The 14566-nt window shown below is 72.6% G+C and carries 15 protein-coding genes; 12 read left to right on the top strand and 3 right to left on the bottom strand.

Annotation, left to right across the window (positions count from 1 at the left end; all coding sequences use genetic code 11):
- Nucleotides 1–91: 91 nt before the first annotated feature.
- The 6 genes from hrcA (at nt 92) to OHU74_RS11620 (ending at nt 5697) form a co-directional block, all read left to right on the top strand.
- The gene (gene hrcA / locus OHU74_RS11645; protein ID WP_330296351.1) at nt 92–1108 is read left to right on the top strand and encodes a heat-inducible transcriptional repressor HrcA; all 1017 of its coding nucleotides are present in this window, start codon (nt 92–94) and stop codon (nt 1106–1108) included.
- Entirely contained in the window at nt 1109–2248 is a 1140-nt protein-coding gene (gene dnaJ / locus OHU74_RS11640; RefSeq protein ID WP_330296350.1) for a molecular chaperone DnaJ, read from the top strand.
- Nucleotides 2249–2439: 191 nt separating this feature from the next.
- Entirely contained in the window at nt 2440–3531 is a 1092-nt protein-coding gene (locus tag OHU74_RS11635) for a nitronate monooxygenase (protein WP_371615827.1), read from the top strand.
- Nucleotides 3528–4274, top strand: coding sequence for a 16S rRNA (uracil(1498)-N(3))-methyltransferase (locus OHU74_RS11630; RefSeq protein ID WP_371615826.1), 747 nt, complete (start codon nt 3528–3530; stop codon nt 4272–4274). The genes OHU74_RS11635 and OHU74_RS11630 overlap by 4 nt, the downstream gene beginning before the upstream one ends.
- 154 nt (nt 4275–4428) lie before the next feature.
- Nucleotides 4429–4788: a histidine triad nucleotide-binding protein gene (locus tag OHU74_RS11625; RefSeq protein WP_371615825.1), complete on the top strand. Its 360-nt coding sequence runs from the start codon at nt 4429–4431 to the stop codon at nt 4786–4788.
- 3 nt (nt 4789–4791) lie between these two features.
- Nucleotides 4792–5697 carry a ribonuclease Z gene (locus tag OHU74_RS11620; RefSeq protein ID WP_371615824.1) on the top strand — a complete coding sequence of 302 codons (906 nt, stop codon included), beginning with the start codon at nt 4792–4794 and terminating at the stop codon, nt 5695–5697.
- Between the two features lie 135 nt (nt 5698–5832).
- Here OHU74_RS11620 and OHU74_RS11615 read toward each other — a convergent pair whose 3' ends face one another.
- A complete protein-coding gene (locus OHU74_RS11615; RefSeq protein ID WP_371615823.1) occupies nt 5833–7260 on the bottom strand; it encodes an MFS transporter in 1428 nt (475 codons plus the stop codon).
- Nucleotides 7261–7529: 269 nt separating this feature from the next.
- Between OHU74_RS11615 and OHU74_RS11610 the strand changes: the two genes are divergently transcribed.
- From OHU74_RS11610 to OHU74_RS11585, 6 genes are all read left to right on the top strand, one after another.
- Nucleotides 7530–8636: a carbohydrate kinase family protein gene (locus OHU74_RS11610; RefSeq protein WP_371615822.1), complete on the top strand. Its 1107-nt coding sequence runs from the start codon at nt 7530–7532 to the stop codon at nt 8634–8636.
- A 122-nt stretch (nt 8637–8758) separates the two neighbouring features.
- On the top strand, nt 8759–9805 hold the full coding sequence (locus tag OHU74_RS11605) for a PhoH family protein (RefSeq protein WP_371615821.1): 1047 nt from the start codon (nt 8759–8761) through the stop codon (nt 9803–9805).
- 13 nt (nt 9806–9818) lie between these two features.
- Nucleotides 9819–10316 (top strand): rRNA maturation RNase YbeY, encoded by a 498-nt coding sequence (gene ybeY / locus OHU74_RS11600; RefSeq protein WP_371615820.1) that lies wholly within the window; start codon nt 9819–9821, stop codon nt 10314–10316.
- A complete protein-coding gene (locus OHU74_RS11595; protein WP_371615819.1) occupies nt 10313–11620 on the top strand; it encodes a hemolysin family protein in 1308 nt (435 codons plus the stop codon). The genes ybeY and OHU74_RS11595 overlap by 4 nt, the downstream gene beginning before the upstream one ends.
- On the top strand, nt 11617–11979 hold the full coding sequence (locus OHU74_RS11590) for an MmcQ/YjbR family DNA-binding protein (protein ID WP_371615818.1): 363 nt from the start codon (nt 11617–11619) through the stop codon (nt 11977–11979). The genes OHU74_RS11595 and OHU74_RS11590 overlap by 4 nt, the downstream gene beginning before the upstream one ends.
- 216 nt (nt 11980–12195) lie before the next feature.
- The gene (locus OHU74_RS11585) at nt 12196–12552 is read left to right on the top strand and encodes a cytidine deaminase (RefSeq protein WP_371615817.1); all 357 of its coding nucleotides are present in this window, start codon (nt 12196–12198) and stop codon (nt 12550–12552) included.
- Between the two features lie 39 nt (nt 12553–12591).
- Here the strand turns inward: OHU74_RS11585 and OHU74_RS11580 are convergent, their stop codons facing one another.
- On the bottom strand, nt 12592–13119 hold the full coding sequence (locus OHU74_RS11580) for a hypothetical protein (RefSeq protein WP_371615816.1): 528 nt from the start codon (nt 13117–13119) through the stop codon (nt 12592–12594).
- 92 nt (nt 13120–13211) lie between these two features.
- A complete protein-coding gene (locus OHU74_RS11575; protein ID WP_371615815.1) occupies nt 13212–14507 on the bottom strand; it encodes an MFS transporter in 1296 nt (431 codons plus the stop codon).
- Between the last annotated feature and the right edge of the window lie 59 nt (nt 14508–14566).

Raw genomic sequence — 14566 nt, 5'->3', positions numbered from 1 at the left:
CTGGCACTCGAATGCGCAGAGTGCCAGCAAACCGACAGCAAACCGGCGGCGGTCCGAGCCGCGGGCGAAGGAAACGACGGAGGTGTGCGCGATGCTCAGCGAACGCAGACTCGAAGTGTTGCGCGCCATCGTCCAGGACTACGTCGGGACGGAGGAGCCGGTGGGCTCCAAGGCGCTCACCGAGCGCCACCGGCTCGGCGTCTCGCCCGCGACCGTGCGCAACGACATGGCCGTGCTGGAGGAAGAGGGCTACATCGCCCAGCCCCACACCAGCGCCGGCCGGATCCCCACCGACAAGGGCTACCGCCTCTTCGTCGACAGGCTGGCGGGGGTCAAACCCCTGTCGACGCCCGAGCGCAGGGCCATCCAGAACTTCCTCGACGGGGCCGTCGACCTCGACGACGTCGTCGGCCGGACCGTGCGGCTGCTCGCGCAGCTGACCCGGCAGGTCGCCGTCGTCCAGTACCCGAGCCTGACCCGCTCGACCGTCCGGCACGTGGAGCTGCTCTCGCTGGCTCCCGCGCGCCTGATGCTCGTACTGATCACGGACACGGGCCGGGTCGAGCAGCGGCTCGTCGACTGCCAGACCCCCTTCTCGGACACCTCGCTCGCGGATCTGCGGGCCCGTCTCAACAGCCGCGTCGTCGGCCGCCGGTTCACCGACGTGCCGCCGCTCGTGCAGGACCTGCCGGAGTCCTTCGAGGCCGAGGACAGGGTGACGGTGAAGGCCGTCCTCGACACCCTTCTCGAAACGCTGGTGGAGGAGGCGGAGGAGCGGCTGATGATCGGCGGCACCGCCAACCTCACCCGTTTCGGACACGATTTTCCCCTGACGATCAGGCCGGTGCTCGAAGCGCTGGAGGAGCAGGTCGTGCTCCTCAAGCTGCTGGGCGAGGCCAATGAGTCGGGAATGGCCGTAAAGATCGGGCATGAGAATGCCTACGAGGGACTGAACTCCACGTCCGTCGTCTCGGTCGGCTACGGTTCGGGCGGCGAAGCAGTCGCCAAACTCGGCGTGGTCGGACCGACCCGCATGGACTACCCCGGAACGATGGGAGCGGTACGCGCAGTGGCACGTTACGTCGGACAGATCCTGGCGGAGTCGTAAGTGGCCACGGACTACTACGCCGTTCTCGGCGTGCGCCGCGACGCATCGCAGGACGAGATCAAGAAGGCCTTCCGCCGCCTCGCGCGTGAACTCCACCCGGATGTGAATCCGGACCCGAAGACGCAGGAGCGCTTCAAGGAGATCAACGCCGCGTACGAGGTGCTCTCGGACCCGCAGAAGAAGCAGGTCTTCGACCTCGGCGGCGACCCGCTGTCCTCCTCGGGCGGTGGCGGCGGCGCGGGCGGATTCGGTGCCGGTGGCTTCGGCAATTTCTCCGACATCATGGACGCCTTCTTCGGCCAGTCCCAGCAGCGTGGACCGCGCTCGCGGACCCGCCGCGGCCAGGACGCCATGATCCGCCTCGACCTGGAGCTGGACGAGGCCGCCTTCGGCACGACCAAGGACATCCAGGTCGACACGGCCGTCGTCTGCACCACCTGCTCCGGCGAAGGCGCCGCCCCCGGCACCTCGGCGCAGACGTGTGACATGTGCCGTGGCCGCGGTGAGGTCTCGCAGGTCACCCGGTCCTTCCTGGGCCAGGTCATGACCTCGCGCCCCTGCCCGCAGTGCCAGGGCTTCGGCACCGTGGTCCCGACCCCGTGCCCCGAGTGCGCGGGCGACGGCCGGGTCCGCTCCCGCCGCAGCCTGACGGTCAAGATCCCGGCGGGCGTCGAGAACGGCACCCGCATCCAGCTCGCGGGCGAGGGCGAGGTCGGCCCCGGCGGCGGCCCCGCCGGCGACCTGTACGTGGAGATCCACGAGCTGCCGCACCCGACCTTCCAGCGGCGCGGGGACGACCTGCACTGCACGGTCACCATCCCGATGACCGCGGCGTCCCTGGGCACCAAGTGCCCGCTGGAGACGCTGGACGGCCTGGAGGAGATCGACATCCGGCCCGGCACCCAGTCCGGGCAGGCGATCCCGCTGCACGGCCGGGGCGTCACGCACCTGCGCGGCAACGGGCGCGGCGACCTGATCGTGCACGTCGAGGTCACCACCCCCGCCAAGCTGGACGCGGCGCAGGAGGACCTGCTGCGCCAGCTGGCGAAGCTGCGCGGCGAGGAGCGGCCGCTCGGCCAGTTCGCGCCGGGCCAGCAGGGGCTGTTCAGCCGCCTGAAGGACGCCTTCAACGGGCGCTGAGCCCCGCGCGGGAACCCGTACCGCAGGTACGCCGGGACCCGTACGAGAACCACCGCGAGCCCGGTCCGGGGATGCCCCGGACCGGGCTCGTCGCATGCCGCCGACGCGTTTGCGACAACCCGCGGAAGCGGACTATGCCAGGCGAATGCCGTGATTCGGTCCCATGAGCGGGACATGGCACGATGCAGTCCATGTCCTCCGCACCGAACGGTCTGTTCGCGTACCCGATCGTGCAGGCGCCCATGGCGGGCGGCGCGTCCTGTCCGCCGCTCGCCGCCGCCGTGTGCGAGGCGGGCGGGCTGGGGTTCCTGGCCGGCGGCTACAAGACCGCCGACGGCATGTTCCAGGAGATCAAGCGGCTGCGGGCGCTGACCCGGCGCCCCTTCGGAGTCAACCTCTTCATGCCGCAGACCGGTTACGTGGACCCGGCCGCCGTGGAGGTGTACCGCGGCCAGCTCGCCGGCGAGGCCAACTGGTACGAGATCTCGCTCGCCGAAGAGGACATCATCGGCACCTGCGACGACGGCTACGACGCGAAACTCGCCATTCTTCTCGAGGACCCCGTCCCGGTGGTCTCCTTCACCTTCGGCCTGCCTTCCCCCGCGGCGTTCACCTGCCTGCGCAAGGTCGGCACGTACACGATCGCCACCGTCACCTCCGTGGAGGAGGCGCGGGCCGCGCAGGCGGCCGGCGCCGACGCCGTGTGCGTCCAGGGCATGGAGGCGGGCGGCCACCAGGGCACCCACCGCGACGACCCGCAGGCCGACGGCACGGCGGGGCTCGGACTGCTCGCGCTCGTGGCACAGGTACGGGAAACCGTGGCCCTCCCGATCATCGCGGCGGGCGGCCTGATGCGCGGCTCGCAGATCGCCGCGCTGCTGGCGGCGGGCGCGGAGGCGGCGCAGCTCGGCACGGCCTTCCTGGTCTGCCCCGAGTCCGGCGCGGACCCGCTGCACAAGAAGGCCATGACCGACCCGCTCTTCGTCCGCACGGAGATGACCCGGGCCTTCTCGGGCCGCCCGGCCCGCGGGCTGGTGAACCGGTTCATGCGCGAGCACGGGCCCTACGCCCCGGCCGCCTACCCGCAGATCCACCACCTGACCTCGCCGCTGCGCAAGGCGGCCGCCGCGGCCGGGGACCCGCAGGGCATGGCCCTGTGGGCGGGCCAGGGGCACCGGCTGGCGCGGGCGCTGCCGGCCGGGGAGCTGGTGGAGGTGCTCGCGGCGGAACTCGCCGCGGCCCAGAACGTTTTGAAGGCAATGCAGATGAGGAGTGCGTCATGACCGCCCCCGTGTTCGTGGTCGAAGAGGTCCCCGCGGGGCCGGAGTTCGTACTGGACGGCCCCGAGGGCCGCCACGCCGTGTCCGTGAAGCGGCTGAACCCGGGCGAGGACGTGGTCCTCACCGACGGCCGGGGCCGGTGGATCGAGGGCGTGGTCAAGGCGGCGGAAGGCAAGGACCGCCTGGTCGTCATGGACCTGGAGTCCGTCATGGACGAGCCGGAGCCCGCCGTCCGGATCACCGTCGTCCAGGCCCTGCCCAAGGGCGACCGGGGCGAGCTGGCCGTCGAGACGATGACCGAGACGGGCGTGGACGCGATCGTGCCGTGGCAGTCCTCGCGCTGCATCACCCAGTGGCGCGGCGACCGCGGGGCCAAGTCCCTGGCCAAGTGGCGGGCCACGGCCCGGGAGGCGGGCAAGCAGTCCCGCCGGGTCCGCTTCCCGGAGGTGGCCGAGGCCATGTCCACGAAGCAGGTGGCGGCGCTGCTGGCCGGGGCCGACCTGGCGATGGTCCTCCACGAGGACCGCGACACCCCCTCCGGGGCGCTGGCCACGGCCGAACTGCCCACCGAGGGCTCCGTCGTGCTGGTGGTCGGCCCCGAGGGCGGGGTCTCCCCGGAGGAGCTGGCCGTCTTCGCCGAGGCGGGGGCCCACCCCTACCGCCTGGGCCACTCCGTGCTGCGGACCTCCACCGCCGGCACCGCGGCGGTGGCGGTCCTGCTGGCCCGGACGGGCCGCTGGTCCTGACGGGCGGCTGGTCCTGACGTGCCGCTGGTCCTGACGGGCCGCCCAGTCGACCGCCGGCCGTCACGGGCCGGTGTTGTCCACAGGCGCGGACGCCGCTCCCCGGCGGTGGATACGATGCCGGAAGCGATCAACGAACGTCACGGAGGGCTCAGCAATGGCCGGGGAACCGCAGGCCGACTGCCTGTTCTGCAAGATCATCGCGGGGAACATCCCGGCGACCATCGTCCGGGAGACCGAGACGACCGTCGCCTTCCGGGACATCAACCCGCAGGCGCCCACGCACGTGCTCGTCATCCCGAAGGCGCACTACCCCGACGCGGCCTCCCTCGCCGCGGCCGAGCCCCAGCTGGCCGCCGACGTGCTGCGCGAGGCCGGACAGGTCGCCGCCGAGGAGAAGATCGACGAGCACGGCTACCGGGTCGTCTTCAACACCGGAGCCGGCGCCGGCCAGACCGTCTTCCACGCCCACGCGCACGTTCTGGGCGGCCGCGGCCTCCAGTGGCCCCCCGGATAAGCCGTGTCCGTACGGGAATTCGTGGTGCTGGGCACCGCCAGCCAGGTGCCCACGCGCCACCGCAACCACAACGGCTACCTGCTGCGCTGGGACGGCGAGGGCATCCTCTTCGATCCCGGCGAGGGAACCCAGCGCCAGATGCTGCGCGCCGGGGTGGCCGCGCACGACATCAACCGGATCTGCGTCACCCACTTCCACGGTGACCACAGCCTCGGCCTCGCCGGGGTGATCCAGCGCATCAACCTCGACCGGGTCCCGCACCCGGTCACCGCGCACTACCCGGCCTCCGGGCAGAAGTTCTTCGACCGGCTGCGGTACGCCACGGCCTACCGCGAGACCGTCCAGCTGGCCGAGGAACCGGTGGCCGAGGACGGGATCCTGGCGCGCGGGGACGCCTACACCCTGGACGCCGTGCGGCTCTCCCACCCGGTGGAGTCCTTCGGCTACCGGGTCACCGAGCCCGACGGGCGCCGCATACGGCCCGAACTGCTCGCGCTCCACGGGATCAAGGGGCCGGACGTGGGCCGGATCCAGCGCGAGGGACGCCTCGGAGAGGTCACCCTCGAGGAGGTCAGCGAGGAGCGCCCCGGGCAGCGGTTCGCCTTCGTGATGGACACCCGGCTCTGCGAGGGCGTCGAGACCCTCGCGCAGGGCTGCGACATGCTGGTCATCGAGTCGACCTTCCTCGACGAGGACGTCCGCCTCGCCACCGACCACGGTCACCTCACCGCCGGGCAGGCCGCCCGGGTGGCGCGGGACGCGGGGGTGCGCCACCTCGTGCTGACGCACTTCTCGCAGCGCTACGGCGACCCCTCGGAGTTCGAACGCCAGGCCCGCGCGGCCGGGTTCGAGGGCGAGCTGACGATCGCCGCCGACCTCGTACGGGTTCCCGTGCCGAAGCGGGCGTAGTCCCGGGGCGGGACCGGTGCGGGGCGGACGGCGGGCCGGAGGCCGGCGCGGGGCCCGACAGCGGGCCCAGGCCCGGGCTCGGGCTCGGGCTCGGGCCCGGGCTGCGCCAGAGGCCAGGCAGGGGGCGGGACCGGGCTACCGGGAGCCGGCTCCCGCCCGCCGGCGGGCGGGAGCCGGCTCCCGGGTCCGGCGGGCCGCTGTCGGGGCGAGCAACAGCACCCGGAGCGGGGCCAGCCGGAGCGGGCGGGCCGGGAGGCCGGCGAGTTCCACGACCTCCAGCTCCGGCGCGCCGACCCTCGGCACCGAACCGGCCGGGGTCCCGGCGCCCGCGGCCAGCACCGCGGCCGCCACCCCGCCGCGCCGCCGCACCGAACCGGGGGTCAGCGGGCGTCCCCCGACGTGCAGGGCCACGGCGGCCATCGGCCCGGCCACGGCCAGCAGCAGGCCCCCCAGGGCCAGGCCCATGCCGGGGAAGCCGAAGCCTTCGGCGAGCAGGCTTCCGGCGACGGGCCCGCAGGCCACGCCGAGGGAGGACGCGGAGCCGACCAGGACCGCCCAGCGCCCGCGCGGGTCCAGCGCCGCCGCGAGGCCGATGGCGTAGGAGAGGACGACGGGGTAGAAGGCGTTCCACAGCACCTCCCCGGCGGCGAAGGTGCCCAGGCCGTGCGCGTGCGAGGCCAGCACCACGCAGCCGGCGATGAGGGCGGTGCCCGCGCCCACCGGGACGGCCCGGCCCAGCCGCGCGCCGAGCGCGGAGGCGGCGGTGACCCCTAGCAGTCCGGCGCCGAGCGCGGCCGCGAAGACGATGCCGAGGGTGACCTCGGACAGGCCCGCCTGCTGCGCGCCGATGCGGCCGCTGACGCCCCACAGGGCGTTCTGCGCGAGGGACCACAGCATCAGGGCCCCGGCCAGCACCATCCCCGCGCGCGGGTAGGGCAGCCGCCCGCGGACCCGTACGGCCCAGCCCGCCGCGGCCCGGCCCCGTACGGCCCGGTCCCCCGCGACCCGGTCCCCTGCGGCCGGTGCGCCGAGGCGGCCCGTGGCGGGCCAGCACGCCATCGCGATCAGGGCGATCGCGGCGAAGGGCAGCCAGTGGCCCCCGCCGAGCCGGGGCAGGGTCAGGTACAGCGCCCCGGCGGTCGCCGAGACCGACAGCAGGCCGAGCGAGGAGGTGCGGTGCGGGTCGCGCTGCGCGGCGATCCCGGAGGCGGCCACGGCGGTGGCCGTCCCGGAGCCGAATCCGCCGACGACCGCGCCCGCGATGACGAGCGGGAGCACCGTGGTGGCGGCCGCCGTGCCGTAGCCGAGGACGGCGAGGAGCAGTCCGAGCCGGGCCAGCGGGCGGGGCCCGTGGCGGGGGATGCGGGAGGCGAGGGCGAATCCGGCGGCGGCGGAGCCGAGGAGCAGGATCGAGCCGATCAGCCCGGCCTGCGCGGGACTCAGCGGGAGGTGCGCGTCGAGCCGGCCGACGACGGTCGGCAGCAGGTACGGGGCGGTGTAACCGGCGGTGAAGAGCGCGACGAGCGGCCAGGCGGCGGGCGGCGCGGGGGTGTGGTCCGACACGGGTGTTCCAGGTGGTGCGCAGGCGGAGCGAGGGGTTCCGCACAAGAGGCGGGGCCCCTGTCTATCAAGAGGCCGGAGCCCCGGAACAGGGCGTTCAGGCAGTGATCTGCGTCACACTGTATTCCCGCTGCTTTCCGGCCGCGCTCCGCTGTCCTTCCAGGCGGGAAGGACAGGGCGACGGCCGGGCGTCGACCCATTGCAGAAACGAACCACCAATAATTCGATCAAGACCGATTCCAGCGGAACGCGTGTCGAACGGGGAGTACATCGTGAGCAGTCGGGACAGCCGCAACAGCCAGGACAGCCGAACCGCCGCCGTGGACCCGCTGGGCCCGCTGCGCGACCCCCAAGAGCCGGGCTGCGACGTCTTCCTGACCGGAACGGTCTTCCTCGACATCATCTTCACCGGCCTCGACTCGGCCCCGGTGCGCGGCACGGAGTCCTGGGCGCGCGGCATGGGGTCCAGCCCCGGCGGCGTCGCCAACATGGCCGCCGCCCTGGCCCGGCTCGGGCTGCGGACCTCGCTCGCCGCCGCCTTCGGCGACGACCACTACGGCGAGTACTGCTGGGACGCGCTGGAACAGGGCGAGGGCATCGACCTGTCGATGTCGCGGACCGTGCCCGGCTGGCACAGCCCCGTCACGGTCTCCATGGCCTACGAGGGCGAGCGCACGATGGTCTCCCACGGCCACGAGGCCCCGCCCCCGTCGGGCCCCGGGCCGTTCCCGCAGTGCCCGCCGCGCGCCCGCGCCGCCGTGGCCTCGCTGGGCCCGGGCGGCGGCGAGGCCTGGGTGTCCGAGGCGGCCCGGCGCGGGGCGCGGATCTTCGCCGACGTCGGGTGGGACGAGAGCGGGCAATGGGACCTGGGGGCGCTGGCCGATCTGGAGCACTGCGAGGCCTTCCTGCCCAACGCGTGCGAGGCGATGCGGTACACGCGCACCGACTCCCCGCGCGCGGCGGCCCGCGCCCTGGCCGAGAAGGTCCCGATCGCGGTGGTGACGATGGGCTCCGAGGGTTCGTACGCGGTGGACGGGCGGACCGGGGAGAGCGCCGAGGTCCCCGCGATCCCGGTGGACGCCCTGGACCCGACCGGCGCGGGCGACGTGTACGTGGCGGGCTTCCTCACCGGCACCCTGGCCGGCTGGCCGCTGGCGGACCGCCTCGCCTTCGCGGGCCTGACGGCGGCCCTGTCGGTGCAGGAGTTCGGCGGATCCCTGTCGGCCCCCGGCTGGCCGGAGGTGGCCGCCTGGTGGCGGACCGCCCCGGAGGCCGTGCGCGGACGGTACGGATTCCTGGACGATCTGGTTCCGCCGGGCGCCGCCCCGGCCCGCAGGCGCCGGGCGGTTCCGACCATCGGCTTCCGCCACTCGGCGTAGCTCCGGAAGGCTTGTAAAACCCCTCGGGGATGCGGCGGGGGCGACGTAGGCTTGGAGATCCGGAGGCCGTCGACCGGCGAGGCCCCTCAGTGGGAGGTATGTGCAGGCCACAGTGCCGGCCCATGACTCAGACACCGACAGCCAAGACCCCCGCGCCGGGGCAGGCGCGAGCCCACTTCACCGTCCCGGCCACCCACCCGATGGTGTCCGTCCTCGGCTCGGGCGACGCCCTGTTGCGCGTGATCGAGAAGGCCTTCCCGAAGGCCGACATCCATGTTCGGGGCAATCAGGTCAGCGCGATCGGCGCGGCGGCGGAAGTCGCACTGATCCAGCGCCTGTTCGACGAGATGATGCTGGTGCTCCGCACCGGGCAGCCGATGACGGAGGACGCAGTGGAACGCTCGATCGCCATGCTCAAGTCGAGCGGCAACGGCGAGGGCCCGGACGAGTCGCCCGCCGAGGTGCTCACCCAGAACATCCTCTCCAGCCGCGGCCGCACGATCCGCCCCAAGACCCTCAACCAGAAGCGGTACGTCGACGCGATCGACAAGCACACGATCGTCTTCGGCATCGGCCCCGCCGGTACCGGCAAGACCTACCTCGCCATGGCCAAGGCGGTCCAGGCCCTGCAGTCCAAGCAGGTCAGCCGCATCATCCTGACCCGCCCGGCGGTCGAGGCGGGCGAACGCCTGGGATTCCTCCCCGGCACCCTCTTCGACAAGATCGACCCGTACCTGCGCCCGCTCTACGACGCCCTGCACGACATGATCGACCCGGACTCGATCCCCCGCCTGATGGCGGCGGGCACCATCGAGGTGGCGCCCCTGGCCTACATGCGCGGCCGCACCCTCAACGAGGCCTTCGTCGTCCTCGACGAGGCGCAGAACACCACCCCCGAGCAGATGAAGATGTTCCTGACCCGGCTCGGGTTCGACTCGAAGATCGTCGTCACCGGTGACGTGACCCAGATCGACCTGCCGGGTGGCGCCAAGAGCGGTCTGCGTCAGGTCCAGGACATCCTCGAAGGGGTTCCCGACATCGCCTTCTCGCGGCTCACGTCCGAGGATGTCGTCCGGCACAAGCTGGTCGGCCGTATCGTCGATGCGTACGAGAAGTACGACGACAGCCAGGACGGGAAGCCGTCCCGGAACGGCTACCAGCGGAAGTAGACCCCAGCGCACCATGTCGATCGACGTCAACAACGAGTCCGGAACCGAGGTCGACGAGCAGGCGATCCTCGACATCGCCCGCTACGCGCTCACCCGGATGCGGATCCACCCGCTCTCGGAGCTCTCCGTCATCGTCGTCGACGAGGAGGCGATGGAGCAGCTCCACATCCAGTGGATGGACCTGCCCGGACCCACCGACGTCATGTCCTTCCCGATGGACGAACTGCGTCCGCCGTCGAAGGACGAGGAGGAGCCCCCGCAGGGGCTCCTCGGTGACATCGTGCTCTGCCCCGAAGTGGCCAAGAAGCAGGGCGAGGACGCGCCGACGCAGCACTCCATGGACGAGGAGCTCCAGCTCCTGACCGTCCACGGGGTGCTGCACCTGCTCGGCTACGACCACGAGGAGCCGGACGAGAAGGCCGAGATGTTCGGCCTCCAGGCGGCCATCGTCGACGGCTGGCGCGGCGAGCGCGGCGTGACCGGCCCGTCCCCGGCCCCGACCGTCTCGTGACCAGCGACCCACAGCTGATCACCGGGGCCGTACTCCTGGTGGTGGTGGCCTGGTTCGCGGCGTGCGCCGAGTCCGGGATCGCCCGGATCTCCACCTTCCGCGCCGAGCAGGCCGTACGGGAGGGCAGGCGCGGAAGCGCGAAGCTGCTCCAGGTCGCCGCCGACCCCACCCGCTACGTCAACGTCGCCCTGCTGGTCCGGATCACCTGCGAGATGGCGGCGGGCGTGTTCGTCACGTACGTCTGCCTCGACGAGTTCGGCGAGAACTGGACGGCGCTGCTCGTCTCCATCGCCGTGATGGTGCTGGTGTCCTTCGTCGCGGTGGGCGTGTCCCCCCGTACGATCGGCCGCCAGCACCCGCTGAACACCGCGACGGCGGCCGCGTACGTCCTCGTACCGCTCGCCCGCGTCATGGGGCCGATCCCGCAGCTGCTGATCCTCCTCGGCAACGCCCTCACCCCCGGGAAGGGCTTCCGCAAGGGGCCCTTCGCCTCCGAGGCCGAGCTGCGCGCGATGGTGGACCTGGCGGAGAAGGAATCGCTGATCGAGGACGACGAGCGCCGGATGGTGCACCAGGTCTTCGAGCTGGGCGACACCCTCGTGCGCGAGGTGATGGTGCCGCGCACCGACCTCGTCTGCATCGAGCGGTACAAGACGATCCGTCAGGCGACCACGCTCGCACTGCGGTCCGGATTCTCGCGCATCCCCGTGACCGGGGAGAACGAGGACGACATCGTCGGCATCGTGTACCTCAAGGACCTGGTCCGAAAGACGCACGTCAGCCGGGAGTCGGAGACCGACCTGGTCTCCACGGCGATACGGCCGGCGGTCTTCGTGCCCGACACCAAGAACGCGGGCGACCTGCTGCGCGAGATGCAGTCGGTGCGCAACCACGTGGCGGTGGTCATCGACGAATACGGCGGCACCGCCGGCATCGTCACCATCGAGGACATCCTGGAGGAGATCGTCGGCGAGATCACCGACGAGTACGACCGGGAGATCGCGCCCGTGGAGGAGCTGGGCGGGGACCGCTACCGGGTCACCGCGCGCCTGGACATCACCGACCTCGGGGAACTGTTCAAGGTCGACTCCTTCGACGACGAGGACGTGGAGACGGTCGGCGGGCTGCTCGCCAAGGCCCTGGGCCGGGTGCCGATCGCGGGCGCCTCGGCGGTGGTGGACCTGCCGGACGGGCGGCCGCTGCGGCTGACCGCCGAATCCCCGGCCGGACGCCGGAACAAGATCGTGACGGTGCTCGTGGAGCCGGTGGCTCCGGCGGCCGCGGCGGAGGAAGAGGCGCAATGACACCGGCCGAACTGCGCGAGTTCTGCCTCGGCTTCAACGCTGCGGTGGAGGAGTTCCCCTTCAATCCGGAGACCTCGGTCTTCAAGGTCCTGGGCAAGGTGTTCGCGCTGAGCGCGCTGGACGGGGACCCGCTGAAGGTCAACCTGAAGTGCGAACCGGAGCTGGCGGTGCGGCTGCGGGCCGAGCACGAGGCGATCGTGCCCGGCTGGCACATGAACAAGCGGCACTGGAACACGGTCACGGCGGGCGGGCCCGGCGGGCTCCCCGACGCGATGGTCCGGGAGCTGGTCGAGGACTCGTACGACCTGGTGGTCGCCGGCCTGCCGAAGGCGGAGCGGCTGCGGCTCGACCGGCCGTGACACGGCGGGCCCGGGCCGCCCCGGTCCGCCCTGTGGAATCGGGGTAGGGCCCAAGGTCACCGATCACGGGACCTTCAGGGCGCCGCAACCACTTACGCAGCGCTTAGTTTTATCCCTGCGCCACCAAGATCCCGGGGGGACACCGGGGGTGGAGGGGAGAGCGCGTCGGCGGGGTCGTCGTGCGGCCCCGCCGACGCGCTCCATATGCTTCGGGCTATGACCGACAGCACCGGGATCGACCCCGAAGACATCAAGATCATCACGCTGGCGCGCAGCGCCCGGGCCCGCAACGGGGTGCCCGAAGGGGCGGCGGTCCGGGACGAGACCGGCCGTACGTACGTCGCCGGAACGGTGACGCTGGACTCCCTGAAGCTGAGCGCACTCCAGACGGCCGTCGCCATGGCGGTGGCCAGCGGAGCCCAGTCCCTGGAGGCGGCCGCGGTCGTCAGCTCGACGGACGCCCCCGCCGAAGCCGACCGCGCGGCGGTCCGCGACCTCGGCGGCCCGGACACCCCGGTCCTGCTGGCGGGCCCGGACGGCACCCTGAAGTCCACGACTCCGGCCGGGGCCTGACGCCCGGGGCCCTCCGAAGGCTTCGCGGCCGGCCGGGTCCTACAGCGGCTGCCCGCCGCGACCCGTCCGGCCGACGCCGCGCGGCGAGAAGGTGACCGGGCCGATCCAGCCCTGGTGGACCAGGGCCACCTGGGAGGGCAGCGGGGTCACGGGATCGAAGTTCCGGCCGCGGGACCAGTTCGCGAACAGCCCCTGCGTCGTCTCGACGGCGGTCACCACCATGGTGACCCCGTGGCCTTCCTCGGCCCAGGTGTTCCACAGCGCCCAGCCGTCCGGCCTGGGTTCGACTCCGAGCCGCGCGCACATCTGCTCGTAGTCCTCGTCCGTCCCGGCCGGCATGACACCGGGCTTGAACACGCAGGCCCCGACGAGCCGCAGCAGGGGGCGGTCCGGCTCCGTGCAGCCGTCGCCCTTGAAGTGGTAGTTGCGCAGCGTTCGGGAGAGGGCGTCCAGATCCCTTTGGAGCGGCGCCGGGTGCTCCCCGCCGGACGCCTCGACCACGACGCGGTGGGCGAGTCGCTCGATCTCCCGGAGGTAGTCGAGCTCGGAGAGTTCGGGTGCGGTCATGATCCGGAGTGTGGCAGGGGCGTGTGCCGGGCGGACACCTGTTTCCGCTGCCGCCGCTGCCGCCGGGTCGGCCCGGCGGGGCCGGGCTCCGGTCAGGCCGCGAGGGCCCCGGCGGTGGGTGCCGGGCGGCGGCGGATGACCATCGCCATCAGGGCGGCCATCGCGCACAGCGCGCCCGAGGCGTACCAGACGAGGTCGTACGAGCCGAAGGCGTCGCGGGCCAGGCCGCCCAGGAAGGCCACCAGCGCGGCGCCCACCTGGTGCGAGGCCAGGACCCAGCCGAAGACGATGGCGCCGTCCTCGCCGTAGTGCTCGCGGCACAGGGCGATCGTCGGCGGGACGGTGGCGACCCAGTCCAGGCCGTAGAAGACGATGAAGAGCAGCATCGGCGGGTGCACGGACGGGGCCAGCAGCATCGGCAGGAAGAGCAGCGAGATCCCGCGCAGGGCGTAGTAGACGACGAGGAGGCGGCGCGCGTCGAAGCGGTCCGTCAGCCAGCCGGAGAACACCGTGCCGACCACGTCGAAGACGCCGATCACGGCCAGGAGCCCGGCCGCCGCCGTCACCGGCATGCCGTGGTCGTGGGCCGAGGGCACGAAGTGGGTCTTGACCAGGCCGTTCGTGGAGGCTCCGCAGATCGCGAAGGTACCCGCGAGCAGCCAGAAGGGCCCGGTCCGGGCCGCCCTGATCAGTACGGTGACCGCCCGGCGGGCCGCTCCCGGAACGGGCGCGGGCTTGGCGGCGTACGTGCCTCCGTACGGGGCGGTCCCGATGTCCGCGGGGTGGTCGCGCAGCAGCAGCCAGACGAAGGGCACGACGACCAGGGCCGCCAGGGAGACGGTGACCGCCGCCGGGCGCCAGCCGTGGTGTTCCACCAGCCAGGCCAGCAGCGGCAGGAAGACCAGCTGGCCGGAGGCGCCGGCGGCGGTCAGGATGCCGGTGACCAGGCCGCGCCGGGCGACGAACCAGCGGTTGGTCACGGTCGCGGCGAAGGCCAGGGCCATGGAGCCGCTGCCCAGGCCGACCAGGGCGCCCCAGTACATGACCAGCTGCCAGGCGGAGGTCATCCACACCGTGGCCACCGAGCCGGCGGATATCACCGTCAGTGCGATGGCCACGACCCGGCGGATTCCGAAGCGGTCCATCAGCGCGGCCGCGAACGGCGCGGTGAGCCCGTAGAGCGCGAGGTTCACGGAGACGGCGAGGCCGATCGTGCCGCGGGACCAGTCGAACTCCTGGTGCAGCGGCTCGATGAGCAGCCCGGGGAGGGAGGCGAAGGCGGCTGCGCCGATGATCGTCACGAAGGAGACGGCCGCGACGAACCAGGCGCGGTGGATGCGGTGAGCGGTGGCCCTGGGGGCGGGGGAGGGTGCTGTCTGCGTCGTCACGACGACAGTTTCCGGCCAGCGGGGTCCCGTACGACAGTGGCCTGACCGACACGCTTCGA

Origin of the sequence: Streptomyces sp. NBC_00454 (genome assembly GCF_041434015.1) — a bacterium.
Classification (GTDB): Bacteria; Actinomycetota; Actinomycetes; order Streptomycetales; family Streptomycetaceae; genus Streptomyces.
The sequence above is the reverse complement of the archived record's forward strand: the minus strand, read 5'-3'. Positions and strand labels throughout refer to the sequence as shown.